21 protein-coding genes are annotated in these 26,274 nt (G+C 39.7%); 19 read left to right on the forward strand and 2 right to left on the reverse strand.

Features of this window, described 5'->3' with window-relative positions:
• The first annotated feature begins 58 nt into the window (after window positions 1–58).
• The 9 genes from CXF76_RS03010 (at window position 59) to CXF76_RS03050 (ending at window position 13,710) form a co-directional block, all read left to right on the forward strand.
• Complete coding sequence (locus CXF76_RS03010) at window positions 59–706, forward strand: porin family protein (protein ID WP_024608776.1); 648 nt, start codon at window positions 59–61, stop codon at window positions 704–706.
• A gap of 215 nt (window positions 707–921) precedes the next feature.
• Window positions 922–1,869: a homoserine O-succinyltransferase gene (locus CXF76_RS03015; protein ID WP_010555178.1), complete on the forward strand. Its 948-nt coding sequence runs from the start codon at window positions 922–924 to the stop codon at window positions 1,867–1,869.
• Complete coding sequence (locus tag CXF76_RS03020; RefSeq protein WP_101163016.1) at window positions 1,859–2,932, forward strand: homocysteine S-methyltransferase family protein; 1,074 nt, start codon at window positions 1,859–1,861, stop codon at window positions 2,930–2,932. Before CXF76_RS03015 ends, CXF76_RS03020 begins: the two co-directional genes overlap by 11 nt.
• Window positions 2,933–2,941: 9 nt before the next feature.
• Window positions 2,942–5,572 (forward strand): methionine synthase, encoded by a 2,631-nt coding sequence (gene metH, locus CXF76_RS03025; protein WP_101163017.1) that lies wholly within the window; start codon window positions 2,942–2,944, stop codon window positions 5,570–5,572.
• Between the two features lie 143 nt (window positions 5,573–5,715).
• A complete protein-coding gene (locus CXF76_RS03030) occupies window positions 5,716–6,474 on the forward strand; it encodes a HEPN domain-containing protein (protein ID WP_101163018.1) in 759 nt (252 codons plus the stop codon).
• A gap of 2 nt (window positions 6,475–6,476) precedes the next feature.
• Window positions 6,477–7,232, forward strand: coding sequence for a hypothetical protein (locus CXF76_RS03035; RefSeq protein WP_101163019.1), 756 nt, complete (start codon window positions 6,477–6,479; stop codon window positions 7,230–7,232).
• 210 nt (window positions 7,233–7,442) lie between these two features.
• Entirely contained in the window at window positions 7,443–10,541 is a 3,099-nt protein-coding gene (locus CXF76_RS03040; protein ID WP_198551843.1) for an Ig-like domain-containing protein, read from the forward strand.
• 413 nt (window positions 10,542–10,954) lie between these two features.
• Window positions 10,955–11,452 (forward strand): (2Fe-2S)-binding protein, encoded by a 498-nt coding sequence (locus CXF76_RS03045; protein ID WP_002958127.1) that lies wholly within the window; start codon window positions 10,955–10,957, stop codon window positions 11,450–11,452.
• Window positions 11,449–13,710 carry a xanthine dehydrogenase family protein molybdopterin-binding subunit gene (locus tag CXF76_RS03050; protein WP_101163021.1) on the forward strand — a complete coding sequence of 754 codons (2,262 nt, stop codon included), beginning with the start codon at window positions 11,449–11,451 and terminating at the stop codon, window positions 13,708–13,710. Before CXF76_RS03045 ends, CXF76_RS03050 begins: the two co-directional genes overlap by 4 nt.
• Window positions 13,711–13,779: 69 nt before the next feature.
• On the opposite strand, the gene CXF76_RS03055 is transcribed toward CXF76_RS03050, so the two are convergent.
• Window positions 13,780–13,977 (reverse strand): CsbD family protein, encoded by a 198-nt coding sequence (locus CXF76_RS03055; RefSeq protein WP_007581220.1) that lies wholly within the window; start codon window positions 13,975–13,977, stop codon window positions 13,780–13,782.
• Between the two features lie 280 nt (window positions 13,978–14,257).
• On the opposite strand from CXF76_RS03055, the gene CXF76_RS03060 reads away from it, so the two are divergent.
• The 6 genes from CXF76_RS03060 to CXF76_RS03085 all read left to right on the forward strand — a co-directional run bounded on the left by CXF76_RS03060 (window position 14,258) and on the right by CXF76_RS03085 (window position 20,532).
• Window positions 14,258–14,671, forward strand: coding sequence for a group II truncated hemoglobin (locus CXF76_RS03060; protein WP_101163022.1), 414 nt, complete (start codon window positions 14,258–14,260; stop codon window positions 14,669–14,671).
• 83 nt (window positions 14,672–14,754) lie between these two features.
• Window positions 14,755–17,181, forward strand: coding sequence for an ATP-dependent helicase HrpB (hrpB, locus tag CXF76_RS03065; RefSeq protein ID WP_101163023.1), 2,427 nt, complete (start codon window positions 14,755–14,757; stop codon window positions 17,179–17,181).
• 73 nt (window positions 17,182–17,254) lie between these two features.
• Window positions 17,255–17,683, forward strand: coding sequence for a hypothetical protein (locus CXF76_RS03070; RefSeq protein ID WP_024593532.1), 429 nt, complete (start codon window positions 17,255–17,257; stop codon window positions 17,681–17,683).
• Between the two features lie 55 nt (window positions 17,684–17,738).
• Window positions 17,739–18,203 carry a nuclear transport factor 2 family protein gene (locus CXF76_RS03075; RefSeq protein WP_101163024.1) on the forward strand — a complete coding sequence of 155 codons (465 nt, stop codon included), beginning with the start codon at window positions 17,739–17,741 and terminating at the stop codon, window positions 18,201–18,203.
• Window positions 18,204–18,218: 15 nt separating this feature from the next.
• On the forward strand, window positions 18,219–18,563 hold the full coding sequence (locus tag CXF76_RS03080; protein ID WP_101163025.1) for a DUF6694 family lipoprotein: 345 nt from the start codon (window positions 18,219–18,221) through the stop codon (window positions 18,561–18,563).
• Between the two features lie 403 nt (window positions 18,564–18,966).
• Window positions 18,967–20,532: a diguanylate cyclase domain-containing protein gene (locus tag CXF76_RS03085; protein WP_232785089.1), complete on the forward strand. Its 1,566-nt coding sequence runs from the start codon at window positions 18,967–18,969 to the stop codon at window positions 20,530–20,532.
• Window positions 20,533–20,581: 49 nt separating this feature from the next.
• On the opposite strand, the gene CXF76_RS03090 is transcribed toward CXF76_RS03085, so the two are convergent.
• On the reverse strand, window positions 20,582–20,797 hold the full coding sequence (locus tag CXF76_RS03090) for a hypothetical protein (RefSeq protein WP_002958138.1): 216 nt from the start codon (window positions 20,795–20,797) through the stop codon (window positions 20,582–20,584).
• 170 nt (window positions 20,798–20,967) lie between these two features.
• Between CXF76_RS03090 and CXF76_RS03095 the strand changes: the two genes are divergently transcribed.
• The 4 genes from CXF76_RS03095 to CXF76_RS03110 all read left to right on the forward strand — a co-directional run bounded on the left by CXF76_RS03095 (window position 20,968) and on the right by CXF76_RS03110 (window position 26,237).
• Complete coding sequence (locus CXF76_RS03095) at window positions 20,968–22,875, forward strand: DUF1800 domain-containing protein (RefSeq protein ID WP_024589258.1); 1,908 nt, start codon at window positions 20,968–20,970, stop codon at window positions 22,873–22,875.
• Window positions 22,876–22,884: 9 nt separating this feature from the next.
• A complete protein-coding gene (locus CXF76_RS03100; protein ID WP_010555167.1) occupies window positions 22,885–24,225 on the forward strand; it encodes a DUF1501 domain-containing protein in 1,341 nt (446 codons plus the stop codon).
• Between the two features lie 108 nt (window positions 24,226–24,333).
• A complete protein-coding gene (locus CXF76_RS03105) occupies window positions 24,334–25,047 on the forward strand; it encodes a DUF1499 domain-containing protein (RefSeq protein ID WP_101163026.1) in 714 nt (237 codons plus the stop codon).
• 143 nt (window positions 25,048–25,190) lie between these two features.
• Window positions 25,191–26,237, forward strand: a complete 1,047-nt coding sequence (locus CXF76_RS03110) for an NAD(P)-dependent alcohol dehydrogenase (protein WP_007581239.1) — start codon at window positions 25,191–25,193, stop codon at window positions 26,235–26,237.
• The last annotated feature ends 37 nt before the right edge of the window (window positions 26,238–26,274 follow it).

Consider the following 26,274-nt stretch of genomic DNA (forward strand, 5'->3'; position numbering starts at 1 on the left):
CTTAGTTTGTTGTTAGACATCATATTATTAAATATTACAAAGATTTAAAGGAATGAACATGAAAATAGTTACAAAGTTAGGGGCATTACTTTTAGGTTTATACTCATTTTCGAGCCAAGCAGACATACTCCATGTAAATGGTTATTACCAAGGAATAGGGATAGGGTCTACGCAAATTGATGTATACGAGAGTGATAGCATACAGTTTACAACGCTTTATGGCCGGTTTGGATATCAGTTTTCGCGATACTTTGCATTAGAAGGGCGTATAGGTTTTGGGTTAAATGATGAGTCAACTCCTCTAAACGGAATTGTTTACACTCAGAACCCACAGGACGGTTCGCTTAGCTCAGAATTCATTAAGAGCGAAATCGATTCAAGCCTTGATTTGCAAACAAGTATATTTGTAAAAGCTAATTATCCAATTTCATCTCGAGCTGATGTGTTTTTATTTGGTGGCTATGGTAGAAATAAATTAAGTTACAATGAAGGCGACTTAAAAAACCTTGCAGAATCAATAACTGGTACAGATACAAATTCTACGTTAATAACTGAGCAAAACTACGACGAAGGCGGCGTAACTTACGGAACTGGCGTTGACTTTAGGTTAACTCAACGCTGGCAATTAAGCGCTGAATACCAATATTTTGATACAGATGAAGGCGATATTTACGCACTTAATTTATCTGTGGTTTACCGTTTTTAACTGTATATGCGCTACTCGTTTTTAGTAGCGTTACTTCAAAATATTAAAGCTGCTTATTTTATAATAAAGGCATTTTTCCTCATACACACCATCTCGGTAAATCCTAATTTAATAGAATGAATAAATTTCATTTAGACATCTATACATCTAGAGGTTGATATTTTTTACTTTCAGTTCATAATTAACTTTCGGTTTTTATGAGCAGGAGTAAAAATATGCCAATTACAGTAAAAGACGAGTTACCGGCTATTGCACGTTTACGTCAAGAAAACGTATTTGTAATGCCAAAAACACGTGCAAAAACGCAAGAAATACGCCCAATGCGTTTGGCTATTTTAAACTTAATGCCTAATAAAGTAGAAACCGAAGTTCAGTTTATTCGTTTGCTTGCCAACTCGCCTTTGCAAGTAAACGTAGAACTACTGCGCCTCGACACTCACCGCAGTAGCAGTAATTCAGAAGAGCACCTTGATACCTTTTACCGTTATTTTTCTGAGGTTAAAGACAACAATTACGATGCGTTAATTGTAACCGGTGCGCCACTTGCCCATTTAGAATACGACGATGTAGCGTATTGGGATGAGCTAAAGGTTATTATTGATTGGGCTGAGCAACATGTTACCTCTACGTTATTTTCTTGCTGGGCAGCACATGCAGCGTTATATCACCGTTACAATTTAAAACGCGATTTAAAAGACGACAAACTGTGTGGCGTATTTACCCACCAATGTTACTTTGATCACGGCGCACTGACTCGCGGGTTCGACGACACCTTTTTAGTACCGCACTCGCGTTATGGCCACATTGATATAAATAAAATAAACGCCTGCGATGAGCTAGTTGTACTGGCTGGTTCTGAGCGAGTAGGGGCTTACTTACTTAAAAATAAATCGGGTAGCCAAGTGTTTATAACCGGTCACCCAGAGTACGACGCCGACTCGCTAAAAGCAGAATACGACCGCGATTGTAAAAAAAGCCCTAATGCACCAAAACCCGAAAATTATTTTCCGGATGACGATGCAACCAAACAACCTTCAAAAACGTGGCAAAGCCATGCTTTTTTACTTTTTTCGAACTGGTTAAATTACTACGTGTACCAAACCACACCGTATGATATTAATTTAGTTAGCCAAGACGTGAGGACTAACAACTATGCCGAATAACGCGCCTACAAATAATAAGCAAGCCGAAATAAGTGCCGCATTAAAAGAACGCATTTTAATTTTAGATGGCGCTATGGGCACCATGATCCAAGATCATAAGCTAGAAGAAGAAGACTATCGCGGAGAGCGTTTTAAAGACTGGCATGTATTAATTAAAGGCAATAACGATTTATTAAGCCTAACCAAGCCCAATTTAATCACTGACATTCATCGTGGTTTTTTATCAGCGGGCGCCGATATTATCGAAACCAACACGTTTAACTCGACCACTATTTCGATGGAAGATTACGACATGGCAAGCCTAAGCCGTGAAATAAACCTAGAGTCGGCTAAATTAGCACGCGCCATTTGTGATGAATTTACGGCTAAAACGCCAGAAAAACCGCGTTATGTAGCCGGTGTTTTAGGGCCGACATCTAAAACGTGTTCAATTTCGCCAGACGTAAACGATCCGGGTTACCGAAATGTCACCTTTGATAAGCTGGTTACTGCGTATATTGAATCAACACTTGCATTAATGGAAGGCGGCGCCGATTTAATACTAATCGAAACTATATTCGACACCCTTAACGCAAAAGCCGCCTCGTTTGGCGTAGAAGAAGCCTTTGAACAAGCAGGTCGTAAATTACCAGTTATGATTTCGGGTACTATTACCGACGCCTCTGGCCGTACGCTTTCGGGGCAAACAACCGAAGCATTTTATAATTCTATTCGCCATATTAAGCCTATTTCAATTGGTCTAAACTGTGCGCTTGGTCCTGATTTACTGCGCCAGTATGTAGAAGAGTTATCGCGCGTGTGCGAAACCTTTACATCGGTACATCCTAATGCGGGCTTACCAAATGAGTTTGGTGAATACGACTTAGAAGCGGGCGATATGGCAACCGAAATTATCGATTGGGGTAAATCGGGCTTTATTAATATAGTAGGCGGATGCTGTGGCACCACGCCTGCGCATATTCGCGCTTTTGCAAAAGGTTTAGCGGGCGTTAAACCACGCCAACTGCCAGAGCTTGAAGTACGCATGCGTTTATCAGGCCTTGAAGCCTGTAACTTAAATTAAGGAGCCAGCATGACCCAACAAATAGCAGTATTTACTAATGTCGGCGAACGTACCAATGTAACGGGTTCTGCCATGTTTAAACGTTTAATCATGGAAGAAGACTTTGAAGCCGCGCTAACAGTTGCACGCGAACAAGTAGAAAACGGCGCACAGGTTATTGACATAAACATGGACGAAGCCATGTTGGATTCAAAAGCCGCCATGGTTAAGTTTTTAAACTTAATAGCCTCAGAGCCTGATATTTCTCGCGTACCAATTATGGTCGACTCCTCAAAATGGGAAGTAATAGAAGCAGGCTTAAAGTGTATTCAAGGCAAGGCAATTGTTAACTCAATATCGCTAAAAGAGGGCGAAGAGCCGTTTATTCGCCAAGCTAAAATAATAAAACGCTTTGGTGCAGCCGCTGTTGTAATGGCGTTTGATACCGACGGGCAAGCCGACACGGCAGACCGTAAGTTCGCAATATGTGCGCGCAGTTATAAAATATTGGTAGAAGACATTGGCTTTGCGCCAGAAGATATTATATTCGACCCTAATATATTTGCCGTAGCCACCGGTATTGAAGAGCACGACAACTACGCCGTAGAATTTATTGAAGGCACACGCCGCATTAAACAAAATTTGCCGCACTGTAAAGTGTCGGGCGGTGTATCAAATGTATCGTTTTCGTTTAGGGGTAATAACCCCGTACGTGAAGCTATTCACTCGGTGTTTTTATATCACGCCATAAAAGCGGGTATGGACATGGGTATTGTAAATGCGGGGCAACTAGCCGTTTACGATGATATACCAGAAGAATTACGTAAAGCCGTTACCGACGTAATACTTAACACCGACTCAGGCGCAGGCGAGCGTTTAGTAGAGCTTGCACCTAAGTATTCAGGTATGGCGCAAGCCGAGCGAGTAGAAGATTTAGAGTGGCGCACATGGCCTGTTGCAAAGCGCCTTGAGCACGCGCTTGTTAAAGGTATTACTACATTCATAGATGAAGATACCGAAGAATGCCGCGCCGCAGCAGCTAAACCTATTCACGTAATTGAAGGGCCGTTAATGGACGGCATGAACGTGGTAGGTGATTTATTTGGCGCAGGTAAAATGTTTTTACCACAAGTGGTTAAATCGGCGCGCGTAATGAAACGAGCCGTGGCCTACCTAGACCCATACATTGAGCTTGAAAAAGAAGAAGGTTCAACTAACGGTAAAATAGTAATGGCGACCGTAAAAGGCGACGTACACGACATAGGTAAAAATATTGTAGGCGTGGTACTACAATGTAATAACTACGAAGTTATTGATTTAGGCGTAATGGTACCTGCTGATAAAATACTGCAAACCGCCATCGACGAAAAAGCTGATATTATTGGGTTGTCGGGCTTAATTACCCCATCGCTTGACGAAATGGTACACGTAGCAAAAGAAATGAAACGCCGTGGTTTTGAACTTCCGCTACTAATTGGTGGTGCTACTACTTCTAAAGCGCACACCGCAGTAAAAATTGAGCCGCAATATGACAAAGGCGTAGTGTATGTAAGTAATGCCAGCCGTGCGGTAGGTGTAGTATCTAATTTATTATCAAAAGAGCATAAGCCTAGTTTTTTAGAAAAAACCCAAGCTGAATATGTAAAAGTACGCGAGCAACAAGCGCGTAAAAAACCTCGCTCTAAGCCTGTTACTATTCAGCGTGCCCGCGATAACGCAGCAAAGCTTGATTGGGATAACTACACGCCACCAGTGCCTAAAAAGCTCGGCGTGATCGAGTTTAAAAACGTATCAATTGCTACTTTGCGTAAATACATAGATTGGACGCCATACTTTATGACGTGGTCAATCGCTGGTAAATACCCGCGCATAATGACCGACGAAGTAGTAGGCGAGCAAGCGCAAAGCTTATTTAAAGACGCTAACGACATGTTAGACGACCTTGAAAAAGCAGGCAGTTTGCAACCACTTGGCGTAATAGGTTTATTCCCTGCTAACCGCGTTGGGGACGACATAGAAATATACACCGACGAAACACGCAAAGAGCTATTAACGACCTCATGCCATTTACGTCAGCAAACCGAAAAAACCGACTTTGCTAATTACTGCCTAGCCGACTACATAGCACCCAAAGGTACACCAGACTATTTTGGCGCGTTTGCAGTAACGGGCGGTTTAGAAGAAGACGACTTAGCAAATGCGTTTGACGCACAGCAAGACGACTACAATAAAATAATGATTAAAGCGGTTGCCGACAGGCTTGCCGAAGCGTTTGCAGAATACTTACACGAAAAAGTACGTAAAGAGTATTGGGGTTTTGCACCAGACGAAAACCTAGCAAACGATGAGCTAATACGCGAAAATTACCAAGGTATCCGCCCTGCGCCAGGTTACCCAGCGTGCCCAGAGCACACCGAGAAAAAGAAAATTTGGCAGTTGCTCGATACCGAAAAACGCATTGGCATGCAGCTAACTAGCTCGTACGCCATGTGGCCAGGTGCTGCTGTTTCAGGTTGGTACTTTTCACACCCAGAAGCTAAATACTACGCAGTAGCAGCAGTGCAAAAAGACCAAGTTGAAGACTACGCTAAACGAACAAATATGACGCTTGAAGAAGCTGAAAGATGGTTATCACCTAACTTGGGGTATGATCCGGAGTAAAAGCGCAGCGGTCAACTATCAGTTAAAACAAAAAACGAGCCTAATTTGGCTCGTTTTTTATTTTTTATTAAGAAAACTTATTTTTAAAGTATTAAAAATAGTTAATATATTCATTATTTAAACATAAATTATAAGGAAATATTTTGAGCTCTATAAAAGAAGTTTTATTTGGTGAACAAGAGAAACAGGCTGAAAAATGGGTTCGCGAAAGGCTTACTGATCAAAATTTAACAGTTGAATCTGAGGAGTGGCAAAGTTTACTCAATGACTATTCAGCTTATCAAGATTATTTAAATGATGAATATGAATGGATTTCAGAGATAAAATGGTTAAAAGAAAATGGCTCAGTTGATATCTATCAAAATTTTGTGACTGAGTTAACCAATATCAAAAAACTTGCTGAAAATTCACTTTCTGAACCTATACCTCTTAATGAAAATTTAATAATTAAGATGTGTTATTCATACTCAGTAACACTTCTAGAAGCTTTCTTAGGGGACTCAATAAAAGCTTTAATATCTGAAAATAAAGTTTATCTCAATAATGCGATAGAGCGTTTGGAACAAATAAGAAATACGAAATATTCATTGTTTGATTTATCTAAATCAGGAATGGATTTAAGTGGGTTGGCAATTAAGTGCGTTAGTGAAGTATTATTTCACAAAATTGATAAAACCATGGAAATGTATGAAAAAGTACTTGGTTGTAAAATAAATATAGACACTTCTAAAGTGAAATTAATCATCGACATAAGACATGATATAGTTCATAGAAATGGGTATACCAAAGAAAACGAGGTAATTGATATTCTTCCTCATGATTTATATCAGGCTATTACTGATATAAAACATCTGGTTAATAAGTTGCAGAAAATAATAGCGAATCAAAAACTAAAGGACTAAAAATGAAGTATCTAAATTTCATCTTACTTTGCCTATCTCTACTTTTCACATCTAGCACATTTGCTCTTGAGCAAAAGTATCACGGGAGTGTTTTACCTGTTATTGCAGCCTTTGAAAGTGACGATAAACCTGCAATTGCTACACTTATTCGTTACCCATTAAAACGACGATACCCCATACCTGACATTAAAAATGAAGCTGAGTTTATTAACCGCTTTGATGAAGTATTTAATGATGAGCTAGTGGCAGTTATTGCCAGTTCAAAAATTGACACCGATTGGGAGAAAGTTGGTTGGCGCGGCATTATGCTAAATAACGGTGTGATGTGGGTTGATACCGGCGGTAAAATTATCGGTATAAATACTCAAAATACTAAAGAGCAGACACTTGCTAAAAGCTTAATCGAAGACGATAAACAATCCTTGCACGCAAGTATTAATACTTTTGAAAAACCAGTACTCAATTGGAAAACGGCTAACTATCATGTTCGTGTTGATGATTTAGGCGAGCATAATTTTCGGTATGCAGTGTGGGGTATTAATAAAAAGCCAAGTGACAAGCCTGATATGGTTTTACTAAATGGCGATATTACATTTGAGGGCAGCGGCGGGAATCATCACTATACGTTTAAAAGTGGTCGTTATAGTTATGTGCTACAAGTAACCATTATTGGCTGCGATACATCACCACCAGGTTGGCTTGAAGTTTATAAAGACGATGAGCGATTGTTGTCTGAAGATGTTATAAGCACTCATTAATCGCTTTTTATTAGTAAGTATGCGGATAAAATTTCTATAAAAGTAGCTTTAGCTGCAAGTTAAATGTTATTACTTTATTTCTTCTATCCCTTTGTAAAACTTTGTTAATCGCCTCTTTATTTCCGGTTGGTACTCTATATAATGCCGTGTTAATGGAACGTTGCAGTTGTAGTGACGTGATTAAATAAAGAAATACAAAGGATTATGGAATTGATTAAACTATCTTGCCTTACGTTGCTCATGATGAGCGCGTATTCAGTGAATGCCAATACTCACGCTCAGCCTATAAAAAACACTCAAGAAAATACTTACGGTGATGCTGTTTTAATTAACGATCAAAAAATAAATTTTGATAAAGCTCATTTTGAAAGTTTATCTAAAAAACCTCTACTCGCGCCAATTATAAAAAATAATAGCCTTACTCAAGCTGCCTCAGACGAGGAAAGCATAGAGCTTAGCAGCGTATTTCGTGAATTTTCGTTAGGCAACTCAACAGGTCGAAAAGGCTTATACGTGGCACCTTTGTCGGGTATGGGTAGTAAGCACATTATATCCGCCCAAGAGAGCAATTTTAATATTATAGAATATGTGAAAGGTGCGTATGAAGTAACTGCTCGCTACGACTTTGATGACTATATTGAAGATACCACGCTAATTAAAGATACAGTGGCAGATACATACTACTTATATGTTTTAGAAAATAACGCAGTACATAAAGTTAATTTAGTCACTCAAGAGATAGAACTAAGTAAAGAGTTTTATTACCCAAGAGCAGCAGATAAGTTTGATATAAATAACGATGGGCAAGATGAGCTTTTTGTTTATCAAAGCAGTAAGCTTTTTGTTCTTAACTCGCTCGATTTATCTGAAATTGCGGTACTTGAAAACGTACCACAAAACTTTGTGACAGGCTCATTTACTGAGGCTAATGCAAAAGAAGTTTTATTTAGTGATGGTGCGGTATATAGATTCGAAAATTCAGAATTTGTACTGCACAAACAACTTAGTGTAAGTATTAATGGCGAGCATTTAATTGCTGTTGATATTAATAACGACGGCTTAGATGAAGTGATTAATGGGCAAAGTTGGTACAGCATAGAAATGCTAAGCCCAAGCACTGAAAGCATTTTATGGACAGCCCAAAGCGACTTAGATATTGATAAAGTAATAGTTGCAGATATCGATAATGATGGTACCGACGATTTAGTTTACGGCGATGGTCAGTGGGGGAGTTTATACGCGCTTTCACTCACAACAGGTGTTGAGTTTTGGAGTATTAATAATCCAGAGCATGGTGTGTCGGGCATTGTTGTAGATGACCTTAACGGTGATGGTAAGCAAAATATTGCTTGGGGCTCAGGTTATTCTTCGTCAGGTGAAGATGGTTTTTATATTCACAACACGGATGACAAAACTCAACAGTGGGCTAAAGGCATTAAGTACTACTCAAATAAAGCGTTAGCACTTGCTGATATTAATAATAACGGAAGCTTAGATATACTTTATTCCGAGCGTGACAGTAACGCTTTGCATATTGTAGATACACAAACTAATGAAAAAATCCTTACAAACATAAACGTTAATAACGATTGGGATAATAATAATTTAGTTGCTACTGCTCAGCTGTTTGATGATGGTAAGAATTATATTATTGCTGGCAGCTCTGCTATATACGATGCGAATGTGCAGGTGTTTTCACCTGAAACGGGTGAAGAGCTATTTCAAACATATCTTGGCGACGGAGACTACATTAGTACCTTAACAACGTTAGATATTAATAATGATGGCAAGCTAGAAATAATAGTAGGTAATGGTGCTGAGCATACAGGAAGTGAAGGTACCTTTTTTAAAGTATTAAATGGGCAAACTGGAGAGTTATTAAAAACATCGCCTCGCTTAGGATTTTATTGGGGCGGTATGAGTTCAATAGTAACTGGAAGCTTTCTTAATAACGAAAATATAGATGTGGTTAGTCTCGTTAGTGATTACCTCATTAGTTATGACTACTCTGAAAACACTATCTCTAAAGTTGCTTTAGAACAAAGTTTTAACGGCTTGGTTAACACTGTTATTAATGGAGAAGAAACTTTAGTTGCATCTACCTATAACGGCTCACTTTATAAAGTGGCTTTAAATGGGCAGACAACATTAATTAGTGAAGTGTGCCAAAACTCTTTAAATAACATTGTGTCTGTAAGAGCTGGGTTTGTGCAGTATTCGTGTTCAGATCAGTTTGGTGAATATAACCTAGATAGCAATGTGGTTTCATACACTGTTGAGCGTAATAATAATGACAGTTGGTTAGCAACGTCTACGTATAATAATGTTGATTATACCTTGTTGGCAGGTCAGTCATTGGAGGTGTTTTCTAATCAAATTGCTGAGCCTTTAGCTAAGCCTGAAGCTGTAAGCTACTCTGATCATGTTTTAAAAAGCATACAAATAGATTTACCTGTATCAGATGATATTGATTATGTAGTTTTAAATAAGAGACCAACTCTGGGTAGGGTCGAGTTTACCGACAGACAGGCGGGTCTATTAACTTATATACCATCGGGCGCTGTAGGCATTGACGAGCTTAGTTACTACACAGTAAAAGATCGTTCACGTTCAGCGTTATCAAGCTTAACGTTAGAGCTAAAAAATACAGCACCAACAGCAAATAATATGACACTGCAAACTCATTGGAATACACCGCTTAACTTTAATCTAGAAGGTATGGATGAAGACGCAGAGCCATTAGTATTTCAAATTAAAAATTCGCCTGCTCATGGGCAAATTCAGTTAATGGACTCTGCTTTAGGTAGCGTGACCTTTTCACCAAGTGGTGACTCGGTTGAGCCCGTATCAGTTAGCTTTATAGTGAAAGATTCTTTAGTTGAATCAGAGCTTCATAATGTTGTTATTGAACTGACAAATACAGCCCCACAAGCTCAAAATGTAACATATAACACCTCTTATAAGAGTGAAGTGAATGGTCGCTTTTCAGCATTAGATAGCGACAACGATACACTTGAATTTGAAGTGGTAACAGAGCCAAACTCAGGAACTTTAACATTTGAGCCTGATACTGGATTGTTTAAACTAACTCCTACGAGCGAATCAGATCATGTAGTAACGTTTAGCTATGTAGCTAAAGATAAATTTGATAGTTCTGCAGTTCAAACTGTGACTATAAACGTTGAAGGTAAGCAAGCTGCTGCGCTAGCGACTCCATCATCTGATTCAGGCTCTAGCTCAGGTGGCAGTATTTATTACTTACTTACGCTGCTATCAGTGGTTTTATTTGGTAGACGCCGTTTTAATTAATAGTTAAAAGCTTATTTACACTATCTAAAACCGCCAAATGGCGGTTTTTTTTATTAATAGTCTTTTTAAACTTTTATTTAGGGCCTGTTTATCTTTCGAGGTTTAACATGCGCTGCCCCAAGGGTTCTGCATAGGGGCAATTTACGCTTTGTTGTTTACAAACCTCCCGCCGCGATTAAATTGCCTCTAGTTAGAACAAATTTTAATCCACAAAGTTCAGCAGAGCCTAGTCATAATACTAATAATCAGGCGTTAATAATTTCAATGTGTTTAAACGTTCTAATAATTAGTATTTTTATAAAACAGATCTAAGTGGTAGGCTAAAAGTAGTAAGTATAAAATAGTAAGTAATTAAAAATAGTTCTCGCGCAACAAGGAACCCTCCTGTAAAGCGCTTTGCCAAGGAGTTTAGTATGATCACGCTTACCATTAATGGTAATAAACATGAGTTTTCTGGCGATCCGTCAACGCCAGTATTATGGTATCTCCGAGACGAATTGAATTTAACTGGGCCTAAATTTGGCTGTGGTATGGCTCAGTGCGGTGCGTGTACCGTACATATTGATGGGGTAGCTCAGCGCTCGTGTGTATTACCTGTAGCGGCAGTAGCGGGTCTTTCAATTACTACAATTGAAGGGCTAAGCGAGCAGGGCGACCATCCAGTGCAACAAGCATGGGTTGAGCATAAAGTACCGCAGTGTGGTTTTTGCCAGTGCGGCCAAATGATGCAAGCTGCAAGCTTATTAGCTGCAAACCCAACCCCTACCGACGATGAAATAGTAAGTAATATGTCGGGAAATATTTGCCGTTGTGGTACCTACCCGCGCATTCATAAAGCAATTAAATCAGCCGCTAAAACAATGGCGAGTGTTCAATATTTTGACCCAAATGAACAAGGGGAAGAAGTATGAACCAAGATAACAAATACTTTGATTTAAACCGTCGTAAGTTTTTAAAAACCAGTGCAATAGGTGCGTTGGTACTCGGTACTTATTTTGTAGGCAGTGCGCCAAGAGCGATTGCTGGTGTGTTAGAACAGCCATCTGAGCTGGCAAAACGCGCAAACTTATTTATTGCACTGCGCCCAGACGGCATGGTTGAAATAACCTGCCATCGCTCTGAAATGGGTCAGCAAATTCGCACCGCGATTGCACAAATAGTTGCCGATGAAATGGAAGCCGCATGGGATAAGGTTATTGTTATTCAGGGTAAGGGCGACCCTAAATACGGCGATCAAAATACCGATGGCTCGCGCAGTATTCGCTACAACATGCAGCGCCTGCGTGAAATGGGCGCAAGTGTGCGTTACATGATGCAGCACGCTGCCGCTAAGTATTGGAAAGTTGACCCACAAACCTGTACAGCCAATCAACACGTTGTTACACACAGCTCAGGTAAATCGCTTACTTATAAAGATTTAATCGACTTAGCGCTTACAATAACGCCACCAGAAGCTGACAAACTAACACTTAAAACCCGCAAAGAATGGCGCTATATAAATACCGGCATGGCGCACATAGATTTAGCCGACTTAGTAACAGGCAAAGCAATATTTGCAGCCGATGTACGCGAACCACAAGCGCTGGTGGCTATAATTGAACGCCCGCCAGTAGTAGGCGGTGTTGTTAAGTCATTTGATGCCAGTGCTACAAAAGCGATAAACGGCGTTATAGATGTTATTGAAATACCTGCACCAAAAGGCGCACCGCAGTTTCAGCCAAAAGGTGGAATAGCGATTATAGCTAAAAACACATGGGCTGCATGGCAAGGGCGTAAAGCATTAAAAGTGGTGTGGGATGATGGCAAAAATGGCGATTACAATTCAGAAGAATTTAAAAAGTCATTATTAAAAACAGTACAAACTCCACAGGCAAACATACGTGATAAAGGCGATGCCATGGGCGTGTTGGCTAAATCGAGCAATAAGCTGGTAGCTGATTATTACGCGCCGCATCTTGCTCAAGCACCAATGGAGCCGCCTTGTGCAACAGCTATGTACAACAAAGACAGTGTTGATATATGGGCTGCTACGCAAAATCCACAAGCCGATATGAAAACAGTGGCTGCAATGCTTGGCATGGATGAGAGCAAAATTAACGTTAACGTTACCATGTTGGGAGGCGGTTTTGGGCGTAAGTCAAAACCTGACTTTTCAGCAGAAGCAGCTTACCTTTCAATGAAAGTAGGCAAGCCTATTCGTGTTCAATGGACGCGTGAAGACGACATACAACATGGTTTTTATCATGCAGTTTCGGCTCAGCACATTGAAGCATCGCTAGATAAAAATGGCGCAATAGAATCGTATTTACACCGCACCGCGTTTTCACCTATTACCTCTACCTTTTCAGAAGGGGCGACTACGCCAGGAAGCTTTGAACTGCGCTTAGGATTTACCGATAACCCTATTAACACACCTAACATGAAGTTAGAAAACGGTGATGCGCAAGCCAAAGCACGAATTGGTTGGATGCGTTCTGTATCAAATATTTTTCATGCCTTTGCTATTCAGTCATTTATTGGCGAAGCAGCGCACAAAGCCGGTCGCGACCAAAAAGACTATTTACTAGACACTATAGGTCCGAGTCGCATTGTTGATGTAACTGAGCAAAATGCCACATACGATAATTACGGTGGCGATAAAGCGGTTTATCCTTTAGATATTGGCAGACTGCGCCATGTTATTGAAAAAGTAGCTGACATGAGTAAATGGGGGCGAGAGCTTCCTAAAGGTCGAGGTTTAGGCATAGCAGCACACAGAAGCTTTTTAACTTACGTAGCTACGGTAGTTGAAGTAGAAGTGTCGGATGCTGGCGATTTAAAAGTAATTAAGTCGTGGGTTGCCATTGATGCGGGTACGGTTGTAAACACCGACACCGTTAAAAACCAAACCCAAGGTGGCTCTATTTACGGTATTACAACTGCAATCAGTGATGGTATTACCTTTGATAAAGGGCGCGTACAGCAAAGTAACTTTCATGATTATCGTGTGCCGCGTATGAGCGACTCACCTCTTGAGATTGACGTTGAAATTGTACAAAGTGATGCACCACCAGCAGGAGTAGGCGAGCCGTCTACACCAGTTTATGCGCCAGCATTATGTAATGCTATTTTTGCAGCGTGCGGAAAGCGTATTAGGCAGTTACCGATTGGTAACCAATTAAAAGCGTAGCTAAATAACCTACAGCTTAAACAAAAAAAACCGCCAAATGGCGGTTTTTTTAAAAGCGGTTAACGCGGTTTAACGACCTTTTTCAAACTCATCAACTTCACGCTCTGCTTCCTCTTTAGATTTACCGTATTGCTGCTGGATTTTACCAACTAGCTCTGTACGGCTACCTTCAATTTTATCTAAATCGTCGTTGGTAAGATCGCCCCACTTTTGTTGAGCCTTACCTTTAAGTTCTTTCCAATTACCTTCGATACGATCGCTGTTCATAAGTTTATCCTTACTTTAGGTTAGTGAATTAACTGTCAGTTATAAAGTAGCAAGCCTTGTACCAAGGAATAATAATGGTTTTATTGTTTTTATTATCAGTTGGTTATATTTTTATGTTGAGCGATTTTGTTTTTAATATTGCGCTATTTATTAAAAAATATACATAGCAGCCTGTAATTATTGCTGACATAAGTTACGCCGCTTTGATGTAACTCATTCTTAAATTTTTGTTTTAAGCTAATATGCAGGTATTAAACAAAGTAGTTAACCTGAGTGAGTTATGAATACAAAAACGTGTGAATACGGAGTGGGTGACTGCTCATACAAAATGGCAGGTGAGTTAGCAGGTATTACACAATTGGTGAATGCGTTTTACGATAATATGGACGCTTTAAAAGAGGCTGAAAATATAAGGAGTATGCATTCAAAAGACTTATCGGCATCGCGAAAAAAGCTCGCTTATTTTTTGTCGGGCTGGTTAGGTGGTCCTAAATTATACGCTGAACATTTTGGTAGTATTAACATACCTCAAGCGCATAAACATTTACATGTAGGAATTGAGCAAAGTGATGCATGGCTTTTATGCATGCAAAAAGCGGTTGATGGGCAACCTTACGAAGCCTCATTTAAAATTTACTTAATGCAGCAATTACGAGTGCCTGCAGATCGAATTAGAATGGTGTCGGGTAGTTAATAGCAATTATTAATAAACATCTACCGCGGTGTCGCTGCGGTTTTTTGTTACAATGCCTGCAAAGCAATTTAGGGTAAATAGCTGTGCTGCCGGTTCAAGACATATATCAACAACTCGTTACTACATTACAAAGTAATCCTATTACGTTATTACAAGCGCCGCCTGGTGCGGGTAAATCTACGTGGTTGCCGCTGCAACTAATGCGCGATGGGCATTTTAAACGTATTGTAATGCTAGAGCCTCGCCGTTTAGCTGCTCGTAATATAGCCAGCTACCTAGCAAAGTGCCAAAACGAGAGTGTTGGGCAAAGTGTGGGCTTGCGGATTAGGGGCGAGAGTAAAGTAAGCGCTAATACGCGCCTCGAAATAGTCACCGAAGGCATGCTAACGCGCATGTTGCAAAACGACCCCGAATTAAGCGATATTGATTTACTGATATTTGATGAATTTCATGAGCGTTCAATTGCAGCCGATACCTCACTTGCCTTTGCGCTCGAGACCCAAAGTGCGCTGCGTGAAGATTTAACCATTATGCTTATGTCGGCAACTCTTGATACTGAGCGTTATACAGCGTTTTTTGACTGCCCTGTAATTCAATCAAGCGGTCGCAGCTACCCAATAGACGAAATATACATACCCATAAAAGATGAAAGCCGTTGGCTTGATGCAATTCCTAGCATAATAAAACAAGCACTTAATGAGCAAACCGGTAGCGCATTGGTGTTTTTACCTGGGCAATTTGAAATACTACGCGTGCAACAAGCACTGAACGATTTACCCAGTAACTGCATAGTCGCAACGCTATTTGGCGAGCAAGATAAAGCTAATCAGCAAGCTGCTATTGCTCCTGCACCAAACGGTATGCGCAAAGTAGTGCTTACCACCAATGTAGCCGAAACCAGTTTAACTATTGAAGGCATACGCATTGTAATTGACAGCGGCAAGCGCCGTGCAGCTACCTTTAATTTAAAAACAGGGGTTACAGAGCTCACAACACAAAGTATATCGCGCTCGTCTGCTGTGCAACGTGCAGGGCGTGCAGGACGAATAGAGCCGGGTATTGTTTATCGAATTGGCTCAAAGCAAACCTTTGAGCGACGTAATAGCCACGACAATCCCGAAATACTCACATCAGACATAAGCCAACTTATGCTTGAGGCAAAGCAGTGGGGAGCCAGTATTAATGAGCTAACCTTGCTCGATAAACCCACTGAGCAACAATGCGAGCAAGCAAGTAACCTGCTTAACATGCTTGAAGCTATTGATAGCAAAGGTAAGCTCACACCGCTTGGCAGTAAAATGCTAGGTTTTGGTGCTGATATTCGTTTGGCGCATATGCTATTAAAAGCACAAATACTTGATGACCAACTCTCTGATATTTTTAGGCTCGCTATTTATTTAGTGGCATTACTTGAGAGCCGAGTAAACAGTGCAAACGAGTTGAGTTTAGCGTTGCATAGCCAACAGCAACGTCCGCATCCGGTATTTAAACAGCAGTTAAAATATTGGCAAAGCCGCTTAAAAGTAAAAGACGAAAACAGCGAATTAAATACGCATTATATTAGTTTGCTAGTGGCATTGGCGTACCCAGATCGCATCGCTAAAAAACGCGGTAATGGTTACCTACTTGCCAATGGTGCAGGTGCTGAGTTAAATGCCGATTACTGGCACAACGACGATTACTTAGCTATAGCAACCATGGGCGGGCACAAAGGAGGGCGTATATTTGCAGCCACCGCGCTTAACCCATTTGAGTTACAAGAATTTTTACCGCATTTATTTAGTGAACTTACTCGCTGTGAGTTTGACGAAAAATCAGCACGTTTTATTCATCAAGATGAAGTAAAGCTCGGGGCTATAACGCTCAGCAGCCAGCCTAGTAAACAAAAACTAGATAAGAGCGAGCGCGCTAAAGCGTGGCTAAACTTATTTGCTAAACACGGTTTTGCATTATTTAACGAGCAACCTGATGCGCAGCAATTATTGATACGTATGAGTCTAGCAAGTAAGTTATTACCCGATAAATTTCCAAAAACAAATGAGCAACAACTCATTCAAAATGCAGCGCAGTGGCTAAGCGTGTTTTTAGAAGATATTAAAACGCTCACGCAGCTTAAAAAGTTTAACTACTTTGAAGCATTACAAAACTGTTTTGATTGGCAACAACAAACCGCTTTAAAAGCACTGTTACCACTGCGCTTAACGGTGCCAAGTGGCTCAAATATAAAAATAGAATACCAGCTTGATGGCCCCGCAAAGCTAAGTGTGCGTATGCAAGAAGTTTATGGCTTGACCAGTACGCCTATGCTTGCCAACGGTAAACTGCCACTGCTTATGGAGCTGCTATCGCCAGGTAAACGCTCATTGCAACTTACTCAAGATTTAGCCCACTTTTGGGCTAGCAGTTACCGCGATGTGCAAAAGGAAATGAAAGGTCGTTACCCTAAGCATTTTTGGCCAGACGACCCTGCCAACAGCGTTGCAACAAATAGAGTAAAGAGCAAAATGTAATTTGCCGTATTTTATAACTTTATTTACTTTAAATAGTGTGTTTTTATATTAGAAACAATAAGGAATGTTAAAAATGAAAATAATATTTGCTGCTTTACTTCTACTCTCATCGGGTGTCAGTGCTAACAATTACCAAGAAGAAGTTGATAAATTTTTTGAATTGTACTCTGATGAAAAAATAAGCGATGCTGTTGATTCCATTTACGCAAGTAATAAATATGTGTCGTCGATACCTGATCAGGTAAAACAGATAAAAACACAGCTATCCTCACTTGATGATCTTGTTGGTGAAATTAATTTCATTAATAAGGTTTCTGATTATAAAGTTGGGGAGCTTTTTGTTCATGTAACCTACCTAGTAACCTACGATAGGCAGCCTATTCGTTTTGAATTTCAATTTTTTAAAGTGAAAGAAGGTTGGAGAATTTATTCAATGTCTTTTGATGACAATATCGATGAAGATATAAAAGAACTTGCAAGAAAAGCTGCGCTAAAAAATTAATGTATTAATAAATTTAGTCGTTTTAGTAAAAATACTTTTTTTAAGAGTAATCGTTATGAAGTGCAAGCTAAGCTTTCTATTAATTATATTTTTTAGCTTTTCAGCCCGTGCCGATGAGACGTTAGACCTAAAGTTGTTTGCACAAAGTTATTACAACGCCATGACCGCCACACAAGCACCTAACGCAGGTGCTAAAGAGCTTGAGGCTTACCTTGCATTGTTAACCGATGATATTGGCAATCAGCACATTCCGTATCAACCGGATGACTCACGTACTCCTGATGGTAAAAAGCAGATGCGCAAAGGTATGAGTTTTTACTTAGGTGCGCACACGTTGTTTGAAAGCACACTGCTTAATATATTTGTGTTTAACGATACAGGCTTTGCTATTCGTTATAAAAACTATGTAAAAGGTATTCACCCGCAAAATAAGCAGCCAATTGAGTATACCTCCACAATGATGGAAGTGATCGAAATTGAAAACGGCAAAGTGGCGATGATCCGCAAGTATCACGAATAACAAATAAGGATATATATGAAACATTTACTTATCGCATTATCAATATTAATGCTTAGTGCATGCGTTAGCACAAAAAATGATTTTAGATTTGATGGCTCCACACCAGAGACAACTCAAATGGGAGTTAATAAAGTTTTAAAAGCATTAAAGCCTCAAGATTCAATGCGTTTTTTAGGCGCCTTAATCGCAATTCAATTTTCTGACGTGCAAAGCTTAGAAGATATTATGGGCGACCCGACCATGATGGGGGAAATGAATTACTTTATTATTGGCAAAAAAATAGATGGTTTAAATTATTACGAAGTACTGGAGCTTGCGAGTTCGTCTCCATCAAAAGTTGAATTTTCTGTGGTGGAATAATTTCAGCTTTTTGTACTACTTTAAATGTGTAATACCAATCCGCAATAATACTTAATCATTTTGCGGGGCTAAACGTGTCGCTACCTGCGTTAAAAAATTCTCATTTAGAACAACTAAATAGCGAATTTCTTGCCTAGCTATCAACACGTTTTTCCGCCCTCAAAATAGACCACTTAATTAAGCGAATTGGTATAATTTTATGTCTATATTAAATATATTATTGAAAGGGCTAAAATTTTAACGCTATAAAATTTAATAGTAAGCTTTGTTTATTCCTGCTCATGAATTTATACTACGCTTTAGTAAGAAGCTAATTATTTATTATTTATTATTTAGATGCAGCAAGTCTAAAGCATAAAACGTAAGCTACTTTGACTTAATTTTACACGATTAGATAGAGACTATGACATTAAGATTTTTTGTAATAATAGGTACTTTGATTTTAATGTGCTTTGTAACAAGTTTATTAGTTGGGTACCGCTATTTCTTTAGCCTGCCGACCATAAACACTAGTATTGAAGATTATCAAAATCGTGAATTATTAAGTCTTAAAATTGCGCTTGATAGAGAGTTTATATTTTTAGAAACACTCAATTATGACTACGCCGTATGGGATGACACCTATGATTATATGGCTGATTTTGACGCAGAATATGTAGATTCAAACTTTGTAGGGGATACCTTCTATTCTCTCAAAATTGATGGTGTGTTTATCTACGATATAAACTTTAATATGGTTTACGGACAAGCGTATGATTATATTAAGCATACCGAGTTTGATGCGCCTGATTTAAATTTACAGGTTAATAAATTAAACCGCGCAATTATTCCTAATTCAAAAGCCTCTGAAGACGACAACAGTTTAAGCCATTCTGGTTTTTTACAAACAGCGGGCGGCCCTGTCATGTTTGCATCGCATGTAATAAAGCGAACAGATAAAACAGGTGAGCCTGTTGGTAGTATTGTTTTTGTGAAAAAAGTAAGACCGTCGTTGATCAAGTCCTTAGCTGAGATTGCACAAGTAGAGCTTAGCTATTCACAAATAGAACACGCTAGTTCTTTAAACGATATTGCGACGCTTAAAGGGAGCCTCCAAGGAGAGGACATTGCCACTCAAAGGAAGAGGGTGATTCTAGATGTAAATGCTAAGCCATTGCTTGCTTTGAATATTAAGCACCATCACCAAACACTGCCAGTTTTATTTGATCACTATTTAAAGCTTATTTTGTTTATGTTTTTTGCAATGTCATTATTAGGTTTTTATATTGTAAATCGTTACTTTATTGAACCGCTTATTGGTGGTGCGTCCGCTATTAATTCAATGTTGGTTAAAAACGATTTGCAGCCTTTGAGGTTCACTAATCAATTTTTAGAAATGCGCGTTTTAATTAGCGGGTTTAATGCGTTAATTAAACAAGTAAAAGAGCAAAACTCTAAGCTTGAAAAAATAAGTAAAATTGATGGATTAACCCAAATTTATAATAGGCGTGCCTTTGATGAAATTATTGCAATGCAATGGACACAGGCTCAACAAGACCAAGGCTCTTTTGGGGTGATGTTAGTTGATGTAGATCACTTCAAAAATTATAACGACTTTTATGGTCATCAAGAGGGAGATGCCGTTTTACAAGCTCTTGCCCAAAAGCTAAAGCAAGTAGCAAAGCAAAACACAGGTACAGTGGCGCGCTATGGCGGCGAAGAGTTCATATTATTCTTTAAACAGCTTTCTTATGAAGAGTTTGTAGATATATCTCAGCAATTGCTTTTGACGGTTAGGGAATTAAATCTACCTCATGAAGCGTCGCCTGTACGTAAATATTTAACAATTAGTGCTGGGTGTGTATTTGCTACAAAAGAAACCTTAAGTGGTAATAATGTGTCTATGCAATCACTAATTAAAGAAGCTGACATAATGCTCTACGAAGCGAAAAACTCAGGTAGAGATAAAACATCAATCAAATCTATATAATTCAAGTGAATTATTAAAGGTGCATCAGCTGTTTTTTATTATAAAACGCTTAAACCTCTTTCCCGCCATGGCTCTGTGCTAGGTCGTCAAGTTCGGCGCAAGTGTAATCAAAACCACTTTCGTCGTATTCGTATGTCACTTTTACACTATCGCCGCCATTAAAAAGTCGTGTTTTTACATCGTTAACCGGCCAGTCTTTCAGCTCGTGTAAAAACCGGTTAGCAACTTGTGAAGATTCAAAACAATAGCGAATTTCTGTTTTCATAAATAATAAAGCTCTGGCTGTTTACCCCTGCAGCTAATGCATTATTAATGGGGCGTTCATGATTCGGTTACAAAAAATAAAGAGTTAAATTGTAAATTTTGTGTTTCAATAAATGCATCAAACTCGGTACACACTAGCGTACTTTAATTAACAAATGATGACGACTTTACATGCATTATAAATTTGCTCTGATCGCAAGCTCGGTTTTTATACTAAGCGCTTGCGGTGGTTCAGGCTCCGATAATACGCCAACCGTTAACGGAAATAAAATCCCCATTTTGTCAGTAGCTGATATTCCTAGTGAATTAAGTAAAGGCCAAACAATTGAGCTAACAGCAACAGCCAGTGATAAAGACGGCACTATTACATCGGTTGTGTGGCAACAAACGCAAGGGCCTGAACTAATTAGCGGGCCTTTAGAGGCAGTAACCACCTCAGTAACACTGCTAAATGCGCAAAGTTATAAGCCTGTTGATTATGCTTTTTCGGTCACAGCAACCGATAATGAAGGGGCAAGCAGTGTAAAAACAGTAAGCTTTACAGCACGTAATAATATGGATGAGATTAGCGCCGCACGGTTGCTACACCAAGCAACAATGGGACCTAAGCTCAGTGAAATACAAAACGCACAAGGTTTAAGCGAGCAGCAATGGCTTGATAAGCAAATAGCGCTACCGATTAATTATCACCGTGATTATTTAGTAAAGTTAAATGACGATGATGACTTTAAATACATAAGCCGCATAGACGCATGGTGGAAGGCAGTAATGCAAAGTGACGATCAACTTCGTCAACGTGTTGCGTTTGCGTTAAGTGAAATATTAGTAGTGTCAGATGAAAACAGTGCCTTAAGAGGCCAACCTGAGGGCATGATCACTTATTACGATTTATTACTAAAGCATGCCTTTGGTAATTATCGTGACTTACTCGAAGATGTGACGCTTTCGCCTATTATGGGGACTTATTTAAGCCATTTGGGTAACGAAAAAGCAGACGATACACTTAATATTCGCCCAGACGAAAATTACGCACGTGAAGTAATGCAGTTATTTACTATTGGCCTTGAAGAGCTAAACCTAGATGGCAGCGCCAAGCTTGATGCACAAGGTAATACCATTGCCACTTACGGACAGTCAGAAATAGAGGGTTTTGCACGCGTATTTACAGGTTGGACGTTTGCCGATAGTGAAACATTTAAGCGCAAAAGTCGTGATTATATTAAGCCAATGGAAGCATTTGACGAGTACCATTCTAGTAAACAAAAAACCTTGCTAAACGGTGAGGTTATACCACAAGGTTATGTAGCAGAAGAGTCATTGCAAATAGCCCTTGATAACTTATTTAACCATCAAAATGTTGCGCCGTTTATTAGCAAGCAGCTTATTCAGCGATTAATTACCTCAAACCCAACACCCCAATACGTTGAGCGAGCAGCTAATGTATTTATTGATAATGGCGCTGGTGTACGCGGCGATTTAGCGGCTGTAGTAAAGGCTATATATTTAGATGATGAAGCGCGGCATTTTGGCTCAGTGCTTAATTACCAAGGTAAAATTAAAGAGCCTATTTTAAAAACTGTACAGTTTTGGCGAAATCTAGATGCTAAATCGCCAGCGGGTTATTATAAAACATGGAATTTAATAAATAACTACGGGCAAGGGCCCATGCAGTCGGCTTCGGTATTTAACTTTTTTAGGCCTGATTATCAAACCGCAGCTTTGCGAAATGAAGGTATTGTTGCGCCAGAATTACAAATAGCAAACGATGCAACACTGATTGGCACCATGAACGCGCTTTACGCAAGTTTAGTGTGGAGTACCGCTGAAGCGCACAGTGATTTAAATTCAAATGGTATTTATGTTTATATTCAAGACGACATGAATGTTTTAGAGAAACACGGTGTTAGCGCGCTATTAACTCAGTACAACACGCTATATTTTGCAGGCGCAATGAGCAGTGACACACGCCAAGCATTACTTGATTTAGATGCCTATTTTAATGAAGAGCAATACCGTGAACGGGTTTCGTATTTATTATATATGATTGCTATTTCACCTGAATTTAACGTGCAGTATTAGGATCGCATAATGAGCATTAATAGAAGAGAGTTTTTGTCGTTATGTGTAAAAGGAAGCGTATCGGCTGCCGCGTTAACGAGCCTGCAATTACAAGCATTAACTGGAGCGACTAATGCTGTTGAGCTAGGTGATTACAAAGCATTAGTGTGTGTGTATTTATACGGGGGGAATGATTCGTTAAATATGCTCGTTCCGCTTGAAGGCGAGCAACGTAGTGTTTACGAGCAAAGTAGGCAGAACCTAGCGGTAGAGAGCCCACTTGAGTTAAGTATTAAAAGCCAGTTTGCCGGTGGAGTCGGTATTCATCCCTCACTTGAACCTATACAAAATGTGTTTGAATCTCAAAATTTAGCATTTATAGGTGGGGTAGGTACTTTACTCGCTCCCACAACATTGAGTGACTATAAAAATAAAACAATAGGTTTGCCTAAGCATTTGTTTTCGCATAACGATCAGCAAGCTGCGTGGATGTATGGTCGAGAAAAACAATCACTTAATAGCGGGTGGGGCGCACGACTTTTAGAACGTTTAGAGCTACAAGATGAGTTTGCAGCTAATGTATCACTCGACGGTACTAATTTATGGCAAACGGGAAGTGCTAGCAATGCATTTGCGCTTAACAAAAGTGGCATTAGTAGTATTAACGCGTTTGGTGGGTATCAACCTCGTAGCGAGCACGTAACTTCTATTATGAACCGCTTACTAGGTAATACGAGCCATCCGTTAAGTACAGCTTATGCCAATGGCTTAACAAGTGCGATAAATAACACTCAAGCAATGAACAGCGCGTTAGAAAGCGCGCCTGCACTTATTACCCCATTTAGCGATAATAGCCTTAGTGAGCAATTTGCAGCAGTCGCTAAAACAATTAGCGTACAGGCAAAATTGAGCACTCAGCGCCAAGTGTTTTTTGTTTCTATGGGGGGGTATGATACGCACGATAACCAATTAACAACGCACCCTGCTTTATTAAATACGTTAGCTCAAGGGTTAAGTGAATTTGATAGCGCGATGAAAGAGCTTGATATGGCAGATAAAGTGACTGCGTTTACTATGTCTGATTTTGGTCGCACGTTGACCTCAAATGGCGATGGCACTGACCATGGTTGGGCAGGAAACCAAATAGTAATGGGCGGCGCAGTAAAAGGCGGCAATATATATGGCGAGCTACTAACTCAACATTTGGATGGCCCACAAGATACCGGTGGCGGGCGTTTAATTCCAAGTGTTGCTAATGAGCAGTACTTTGCCACATTGGCTCAGTGGTTTGGTGTGCCAAGCTCTGAGCTTGTTGATATTTTTCCAAACTTGAGTAACTTTGATCACACAACATTGGACTTTTTTGTGTAATTAGTCGCTAATAGTAATCTAAAAGCACTTGTTAGTAGTATAAGCTACTGGTTAATAGTGCTTATCTGTTTTAATAATAAAAATCACACACAATATAGGAATCATAAAATGAAAATTTTAGTGAGCTTAGTTAGTTTAATCTCTTTTTTACTCGTCATACTGCCAGGGCCTTTGTATAAATTTGGTATTGTAGAATTAGGCGTTGCGTTTACGGGGTTTAAATTTGGCGTTTATGCTGGTGGCGCTGCATTGGTGCTACTTATAGTACAAGCGTTATTTATGCGTAAAACGTTAACGCTAAGCAGTGGTGTTATTGCACTTGTATTTTCGGTTGTGGCTATTGCTATGCCACTTAATATGATGAACAAGGCTGAAGGCGTACCGGCAATTCATGACATTTCAACTGATTTAGTTAATCCACCAAAATTTGTAGCAATCGCACCACTACGTGCAAATGCATCTAACCCAGTAGAATACGCGGGTGAAGAAACGGCAGTACAGCAACGCAAAGCATACCCGGAGCTGGTAACTTTAAGCTTTGCACAATCTAAAGCCGATTTAATGACAGCAAGCGAACAAGCAGTTAAAAATCTTGGCTTTGCAGTGGTAAGTGCAAATACGGCTACAGGTATTGTGGAAGCTACCGATACAACAACGTGGTTTGGTTTTAAAGACGATGTGGTAATTCGTATTAAAGATGAAGGCAGCCAACGTTTTGTTGATATTCGTAGTAAGTCGCGAGTAGGGCGTAGTGATTTAGGAAAAAATGCAGAGCGCATTCATTCAATTATTAATGAACTAAACAGCTTACTTGCAAAATAATTAAATTTAGCGCCCTAGTACTAACGATTGAGCCCAAACAGTGTTTGGGCTTTTTTTGTGCCGATTTTATATTGTCAGGTTCTATTCACAGGCTATGTACTATGCTGTTGATGATTTAAATTTTTAACCACTATGGAGTTATTATGAAGACAGTAGGATATGCAGCAAAAAGCCAAGGTTCTGAATTGACAGAATTTTCTTTTGAGCGCCGCGATTTACGAAATAACGATGTAGAAATTGAAATTTTATACTGTGGTGTGTGCCATTCAGATTTACACGCTGTACGAAATGATTGGGGTGGCAGTGACTACCCATTGGTACCTGGGCACGAAATTGTTGGTAAAGTTATGTCGGTAGGTAGCGACGTTAAAAAGTATAAGCAAGGCGACACGGTTGCTGTTGGTTGTATGGTTGATTCGTGCCAAAGCTGCGACCAATGTGATAACGACGAAGAGCAATTTTGCCGCGAAGGCATGATTGGTACTTACGCAGGTAAAGACCGCATTAGTGGTGAAATGACCCAAGGTGGGTATTCTAAACATGTTGTTGTACGCGAAGAATTCGTACTTTCCGTGCCAGAAAATTTAGACCTTTCTCGCGTAGCACCGCTACTTTGTGCAGGTATTACTACTTACTCGCCACTTCATAAATGGGGCGTAAAAAAAGGTAGCCGTGTTGGTGTTGTTGGTCTAGGCGGACTTGGCCACATGGCTGTTAAAAATGCAGTTGCAATGGGCGCAAGCGTTACGGTAATTGGCCGTAGTGAGTCTAAAAAAGATGATGCGGTTAAATTGGGTGCTCAGCACTACTTAGTGTCATCTAATGATGACGAAATGAAAGACTCGCAATCTGCCTTTGACGTCATTATAGATACGGTACCTGTAAAACATGATTTATCTATTTACACACCGCTACTTGATGTAGATGGTACTTTAGTTATTGTAGGCCAAGTTGGTCCTGTAGATGAGCTAAGCACGGTGCCATTATTAATGGGTCGTCGTCGTATTGCAGGCTCACTTATTGGTGGTATTGCACAGACGCAACAAATGCTCGATTTTTGTGGTGAAAATAACGTGCTACCTGAGTGCGAAATGATCAACATAGACGAAATTAACACTGCATACGAGCGTATGGAAAAGTCTGACGTACGATACCGCTTTGTTATTGATATGGCATCGTTAAACGCTTAATTTACTAGGTAAATTAAAAATAAAAGAGCCGCTAATT

Origin of the sequence: Pseudoalteromonas sp. 78C3, from assembly GCF_002836695.1 — a bacterium.
GTDB lineage: Bacteria > Pseudomonadota > Gammaproteobacteria > Enterobacterales > Alteromonadaceae > Pseudoalteromonas > Pseudoalteromonas arctica.

What these genes read in the sequence shown, in the direction of transcription:
- CXF76_RS03010 (WP_024608776.1), top strand. Translation starts at nt 59, where the DNA reads ATGAAAATAGTTACAAAGTTAGGGGCATTACTTTTAGGTTTATACTCA.
- CXF76_RS03015 (WP_010555178.1), top strand. Translation starts at nt 922, where the DNA reads ATGCCAATTACAGTAAAAGACGAGTTACCGGCTATTGCACGTTTACGT.
- CXF76_RS03020 (WP_101163016.1), top strand. Translation starts at nt 1,859, where the DNA reads ATGCCGAATAACGCGCCTACAAATAATAAGCAAGCCGAAATAAGTGCC.
- metH (WP_101163017.1), top strand. Translation starts at nt 2,942, where the DNA reads ATGACCCAACAAATAGCAGTATTTACTAATGTCGGCGAACGTACCAAT.
- CXF76_RS03035 (WP_101163019.1), top strand. Translation starts at nt 6,477, where the DNA reads ATGAAGTATCTAAATTTCATCTTACTTTGCCTATCTCTACTTTTCACA.
- CXF76_RS03045 (WP_002958127.1), top strand. Translation starts at nt 10,955, where the DNA reads ATGATCACGCTTACCATTAATGGTAATAAACATGAGTTTTCTGGCGAT.
- CXF76_RS03050 (WP_101163021.1), top strand. Translation starts at nt 11,449, where the DNA reads ATGAACCAAGATAACAAATACTTTGATTTAAACCGTCGTAAGTTTTTA.
- CXF76_RS03055 (WP_007581220.1), bottom strand. Translation starts at nt 13,977, where the DNA reads ATGAACAGCGATCGTATCGAAGGTAATTGGAAAGAACTTAAAGGTAAG.
- CXF76_RS03060 (WP_101163022.1), top strand. Translation starts at nt 14,258, where the DNA reads ATGAATACAAAAACGTGTGAATACGGAGTGGGTGACTGCTCATACAAA.
- CXF76_RS03070 (WP_024593532.1), top strand. Translation starts at nt 17,255, where the DNA reads ATGAAAATAATATTTGCTGCTTTACTTCTACTCTCATCGGGTGTCAGT.
- CXF76_RS03075 (WP_101163024.1), top strand. Translation starts at nt 17,739, where the DNA reads ATGAAGTGCAAGCTAAGCTTTCTATTAATTATATTTTTTAGCTTTTCA.
- CXF76_RS03080 (WP_101163025.1), top strand. Translation starts at nt 18,219, where the DNA reads ATGAAACATTTACTTATCGCATTATCAATATTAATGCTTAGTGCATGC.
- CXF76_RS03085 (WP_232785089.1), top strand. Translation starts at nt 18,967, where the DNA reads ATGACATTAAGATTTTTTGTAATAATAGGTACTTTGATTTTAATGTGC.
- CXF76_RS03090 (WP_002958138.1), bottom strand. Translation starts at nt 20,797, where the DNA reads ATGAAAACAGAAATTCGCTATTGTTTTGAATCTTCACAAGTTGCTAAC.
- CXF76_RS03095 (WP_024589258.1), top strand. Translation starts at nt 20,968, where the DNA reads ATGCATTATAAATTTGCTCTGATCGCAAGCTCGGTTTTTATACTAAGC.
- CXF76_RS03100 (WP_010555167.1), top strand. Translation starts at nt 22,885, where the DNA reads ATGAGCATTAATAGAAGAGAGTTTTTGTCGTTATGTGTAAAAGGAAGC.
- CXF76_RS03105 (WP_101163026.1), top strand. Translation starts at nt 24,334, where the DNA reads ATGAAAATTTTAGTGAGCTTAGTTAGTTTAATCTCTTTTTTACTCGTC.
- CXF76_RS03110 (WP_007581239.1), top strand. Translation starts at nt 25,191, where the DNA reads ATGAAGACAGTAGGATATGCAGCAAAAAGCCAAGGTTCTGAATTGACA.